Annotated in this window: 4 protein-coding genes; 2 read left to right on the top strand and 2 right to left on the bottom strand. The window is 67.5% G+C overall.

Annotated features, from left to right (window positions below; translation table 11 throughout):
• Positions 1 to 47: 47 nt before the first annotated feature.
• Positions 48 to 1,898, bottom strand: a complete 1,851-nt coding sequence (locus V5A38_RS14400; RefSeq protein ID WP_332326457.1) for a S9 family peptidase — start codon at positions 1,896 to 1,898, stop codon at positions 48 to 50.
• Between the two features lie 152 nt (positions 1,899 to 2,050).
• Here V5A38_RS14400 and V5A38_RS14395 point away from each other — a divergent pair, with 152 nt between their 5' ends.
• Positions 2,051 to 2,650, top strand: a complete 600-nt coding sequence (locus V5A38_RS14395; protein WP_332326456.1) for a J domain-containing protein — start codon at positions 2,051 to 2,053, stop codon at positions 2,648 to 2,650.
• A 45-nt stretch (positions 2,651 to 2,695) separates the two neighbouring features.
• Positions 2,696 to 2,971: an amphi-Trp domain-containing protein gene (locus V5A38_RS14390; RefSeq protein WP_332326455.1), complete on the top strand. Its 276-nt coding sequence runs from the start codon at positions 2,696 to 2,698 to the stop codon at positions 2,969 to 2,971.
• A 36-nt stretch (positions 2,972 to 3,007) separates the two neighbouring features.
• Here the strand turns inward: V5A38_RS14390 and V5A38_RS14385 are convergent, their stop codons facing one another.
• Positions 3,008 to 4,276: an NAD(P)/FAD-dependent oxidoreductase gene (locus V5A38_RS14385; RefSeq protein WP_332326454.1), complete on the bottom strand. Its 1,269-nt coding sequence runs from the start codon at positions 4,274 to 4,276 to the stop codon at positions 3,008 to 3,010.
• Positions 4,277 to 4,458: the final 182 nt, after the last annotated feature.

Below are 4,458 nucleotides of genomic sequence, written 5' to 3'. Positions count from 1 at the left end.
CCACCGACACGGATGGTCACGGCGGGACAGACTCGCAGTAATCACTATCAGAGATGCTCGTCGAGGAAGTCCACGACTGCGGAGTACGCCTCGATGCGGTTCTCCAGCTTCGAGAAGCCGTGACCCTCGTCCGGGAAGATGAGTTTCCGGACCGGCACGCCCTGCTCCCGGACGTCCGCGACGATCTGTTCGGCCTCGCTCACAGGCACGCGTGGGTCGTTCTCGCCGTGGAGCACGAACAGCGGCGAATCGATCTGCTCGATGTTGTTCGTCGGCGAGATCCCCTGGAGGAACTCGCGGTCCACATCCAGGCTCCCGTACTCCGCTTCACGAAGCGAGCGGCGCCAGTCGCTCGTGTTCTCCAGGAACGTGACGAAGTTGGCGATGCCGACCACGTCGATGCCGGCTGCCCAGAGCTCGGGGTACTCCGTCAGCGCCGAGAGCACCATGAAGCCGCCGTAGGAGCCGCCGTAGGCGACGATGCGCTCGTTATCAGCGTCGGGGTGGTCCTGAAGCCACTCCACGCCGGCTTTCAGGTCGGTCACCGAATCCATGCGGTTGCGCACGTCGTCGAGGCTGGCGTAGGCTTTCCCGTAGCCGGAGGAGCCACGGACGTTCGGCTCGAAGACGGCGTAGCCGTTGTTGAGAAAGTACTGTTTCACCGCGCGGAACGAGGGGCGGCGCTGGGACTCGGGGCCGCCGTGGATGTCGACGATGACGGGTGCACCGCCTTCGGGCACGTCGTCCGGAACCGAGAAGAACGCCGGAATCTCCCGGTCGTCGAACGTCGGGAAATGGACGAGCTGCGGCTCGATGAACGTCTCGCGGGGGATGCCCGCCGTGGCGGCGTTCGTCCAGCGTTCGCTCTCGCCGGTACGGGCGTCGGCGACGTGGACGTTGGTGTTCTCGCTGCTTGCGGTGACCGTGACGGCGTACTGGGTGCCGTCCGGTCCCCACTCGACGCCCCCAGCGACACAGTTCGGAAGCTCCGGCTCCGTCGCAGGATCGATGCGGCCGGGCTCGACAAGTTCGCCGACGGTCAGATCGGTGTAGCCGTCGACGTTCCGAGAGTAGGCGACACGCCGGGAGTCCTCGTCGATGGAGACGCCACTGACGTTCCACTCGCCGTCGCCGGACTGCGTCGGGCTGTCAGAGGCGGATTCCTCCTCGTTGCCGGCCGCGACGACGGAGAACTCACCCGTTTGGAGATCGAGTCGTTCGAGCTGTAGCGTGTCCGATTGTCGGTCGGTAGCGGTGTAGAGCGACTCGCCGTCCGGTCCCCACTCGACGCTGCTGAAGCGGGCGCGGCCGTCGTGGGGCGTGACGTGGTCGGCCTCCCCCGTCTCCAGGTCCAGCACGTGGACGTCCTGGTCGAAACTGGAGTGGGCCTCCAGCACGAGCAAGCGGTCGTCGCTTGGTGACCAGCCCGCGAGGGAGAGCCACCCGTCGCCCTCATAAACGAGCTCCGCGTCGTTGCCGACGCCGTCGCGATCCTGAACGTAGATGTCGAACACCGTATGATCGCGGCGGTTGGAGGCGAATGCGAAGCGCTCACCGTCGCTGTCCCAGCCGCCCCAGCGGTGTTTCGCGCCGGGTCGCTGGGTCCGGTTGGTGATTTCCCCGGTGGCGGTGTCGAGCGTGAACAGCTGCGCGCGCTCGTTGCCGCCCTGGTCCTTCCCGAACGCGAGTTCATCGCGCTCGGGAGCGTAGTCGACGAAGGTGACGCGGTCCTCGTAGAACGTGCGCTGGACCGGCCATTCACCGGGGCCGTCGACGGTCCACACCTGCGCAGTGCCGGTGGTATCCATCAGAAACGCCAGCGTCTCACCATCCGGGCCGAACGAACCGCTATGGGCGCTCCGGATGTTGAGGTAGCGCTCGATATCGTACTCGGTCATGGTCTGGAGTGTGAGTGGCTTGACCAAGGGTGTTCGGGTCGCGGTGGTGACCGTCGGCCGCCGTCGCTGTCGGCTCTTTTTCGCTGTGCGAGCGGCGCCGGTCACCCCCCACGAGCGAGCAGTTGAAGGTCGTAGACGCCTAACGACGAACTGTGTCGTCGGAGGCCGCAATCTCCATCCCGGTCTGGCTGCTCGCAGGAATAGCGTTGGGCACCGTCGCCTCCGTCGCCGCCGCCAGCCTGTTCGCCGTCGGAGAACGGCTCTTCCCCCCAGGCGACCGGCCAGGCGGCCCCCACGTCAGCAGCGACGGCCGTCGCCGCCAGGAGATCCGGGCGTTCCTCCGGGCCGCCGAGGAGCGGTTTCTCGAGGACCACCACCTCGACCATGCGACCGTCGCGTTCTACCTCCCAGCGCGCGACGTGGCCATCACGTTCGACCCTCAGGCGTACTTCAATCTCGCCGCCAGTGAGACGTTCGTCGTCCTCTGTGAACACGAGATGCCAGGCGCGAACCTCGGGCGCCGCCTCCCCTTCGAGATCGACGAGGGAACGGTTATCGGCAGCCCAACGAGCCACCCCGTCGACGCCGCCTTTGCGGCCCTCGGTGTGAGCCGGAATGCCGACACCGAAACGGTCCAGAACGCCTACCGCGAGCAGGTCAAGGAGGTCCACCCCGACCAGGGTGGCACCGAGGAGGCGTTCAAAGAGCTTCGTGACGCGTACACGACGGCGAAAAACCACGCGGAGGGGTAGCACACAGCCATCCGGTTTATCCGGGCTCCCGTTCTATTCGAGCGTATGCCGGAAGAGATTCTGTTCGAATCCGAGAGCGTCGAGAGCCGTAGCGAGATCGCCGACTACCTGCGCACCGTCGCCGACTCGCTGGAGGCGGGCGGCGAAGTCACGTTCAGTGCCGGCGACCAGTCGACCGCGGTCGAACCACCCGAGAGCGCGAGCTTCGAGGTGAAAGTCGAACGGGAGGGACCCGCCGACAGTGCCGGCGAACTCAGCGTGGAACTCGAGATCGAGTGGGACGAGGGCGCCAGCGACGAGGGCGACCTCAGCGTCGAATAATCGGCCCGTCGGTGACCCGTTTACCGGACGACTGAGCTACGCCGATCGGTCGGCGTCGACGGCCTCGGCGGCGCGCGCGCCGCTCGCCAGTGCACCCTGAATCGACGACCATCTGGTGTAATCCCCCGCGAGATACACCGGCCCCTCGGGGTCGTGGGGGTCCGGAAGCACCGCGTGGGCGCCCGGCGGTTGGTCGAACTGGGCGAACGGAATGCGATCGGTCGCCAGTAGCTCCAGCGCCCCGAATGCGCGTTCGGGGTACCAGTCCTCGAGCGCCGTCTTCGTGCGCGTCGCGAGCGCCTCGTCCTCGCGGTCCAGGTCGTCGTCTTCGACGAACGAGGCAGCGAGGAGGACCTCGTCAGCAGCGGCGTATTCGGGGGCGACGGCCGAGAGCTGTGCGACGGTGTTCGGTCCCGCCGACTCCGCGTTGAGCATGATACGCGTCCCGGCAGCGAGTTCGGGGGCGTCGAGCCGGTAGTACTGCGTGACGACGCCACGGCCCTCGGCCGGGATGGCGTCGACAACCGTGAGCTCTCGTGCAGACTGGGGATCGGTGGCCACGACGACGGCGTCCGGCTCCGCCGTGCCGTGCTCCGTCCCGAGTGTCACCGCTCCACGTTCGCTGTCGAGCGTCTCGACGGGCTCACCGGTTCGTACGTCGACGCCAGCGTCGCGGGCCCGAGTAGCCAACTGTGCCGGGATGGCCGCCATCCCCTCGGCGGGGACGGCGATACTCCCGAGCGACATCGCACGGAACGTGTACTCGAAGACGTGGGCGGAGGTCGACAGCGAGCGGTCGAGCGTGATGCCGCCGTAGAGCGGGGCGATGAAACCATCGATGAACCCCGTCGAGAACCCCTCCTCACGGAGGAGGGCCCGGATAGAGCGGTCGGGGATTCCGAACTCCGGCCAGTCGCCACGGGTCAGATGCGCGCGGAGTTTCAGCGTCCGGAGCTTGTCAGCCAGCGTGACCTCGCGGTTCATCGCCGACTCGACGAGCGAGCGTGGGTCACGCAGCGGGTCCGAGAGCATCGAGCGCTGCCCGGGGCGGCAGATGACGCCGCCGGGGGCGAACCGTCGCAGGTCGAGCGCGTCGAGGTCGAGCTCGCGCTGGACGGCAGGGTACGCCTCGAACAGCACCTGGAACCCCCGGTCGCAGGTGAACCCGTCGACCTCCCGGGTTCTAACGCGCCCGCCAAGTTCGTCCCGCGCTTCGTACAGCGTCACCTCGTGGCCGGATTCGGCGAGGTGGTGGGCGGCGACCAGCCCCGCCAGCCCGCCCCCAGCGACCGCGATTTCACTCATACCTCAGCTTGGAGTGGCGGGGTGATAGCTGTGGCCTTGGACGAAGCTGCGGGCGGTACCGGTGTTGGGCAAACCGCCCGTGCGACGCTGCGGGCGGTACCGGTGTTGGGCAAACCGCCCGTGCGACGCTGCGGGCGGTACCGGTGTTGGGCAAACCGCCCGTGCGACGCTGCGGGCGGTAC

It is taken from the genome of Halolamina sp. (assembly GCF_036626355.1).
Taxonomy (GTDB): domain Archaea; phylum Halobacteriota; class Halobacteria; order Halobacteriales; family Haloferacaceae; genus Halolamina.
Note: the sequence above shows the minus strand (reverse complement) of the source record. Positions and strands in the feature narration are given on the sequence as shown.

Coding starts and splice junctions, on each gene's coding strand:
- V5A38_RS14390 (WP_332326455.1), top strand. CDS start 2,696: ATGCCGGAAGAGATTCTGTTCGAATCCGAGAGCGTCGAGAGCCGTAGC.
- V5A38_RS14385 (WP_332326454.1), bottom strand. CDS start 4,276: ATGAGTGAAATCGCGGTCGCTGGGGGCGGGCTGGCGGGGCTGGTCGCC.
- V5A38_RS14400 (WP_332326457.1), bottom strand. CDS start 1,898: ATGACCGAGTACGATATCGAGCGCTACCTCAACATCCGGAGCGCCCAT.